Annotated in this window: 1 protein-coding gene; it reads left to right on the top strand. The window is 62.1% G+C overall.

Annotated elements, in window-relative coordinates; all coding sequences use genetic code 11:
- A partial coding sequence (locus HMPREF2883_RS13870; RefSeq protein WP_083313538.1) for an actinodefensin occupies window positions 1-142 on the top strand: 142 nt, incomplete at its 5' end.
- Window positions 143-327: the final 185 nt, after the last annotated feature.

Here is a 327-nt window from a genome sequence, read left to right on the forward strand (position 1 = left end):
CGAGACCCAGGCCCCCATCGAAGGTGCTGAGGGCATCGGCTGCCCCGGCGCCGAGTACGGCTGCAACAAGCGCTGCCGAAGCATCGGCTACAGGGGAGGCTATTGCGGCTCCTTGTTCAACCTCCGCTGCCACTGCTACTGAGCCAGATGCAGCTCGAGACCCTTCCCGCACCGTAGCTGCGACGCAGGACGGGTCCCGAGTACGGGCTGCCAGACGCTGAACGTCTGGCAGCCCACATTTGCCTTCCTACCCCTCTCACATCAGATAGAGAGTCATCCTTAGGGAGGACTCGCTCCCATAAATACCGCCCTTCGGAGAATTTCCTC

The organism is Actinomyces sp. HMSC075C01, from assembly GCF_001812965.1.
Classification (GTDB): Bacteria; Actinomycetota; Actinomycetes; order Actinomycetales; family Actinomycetaceae; genus Actinomyces; species Actinomyces acetigenes.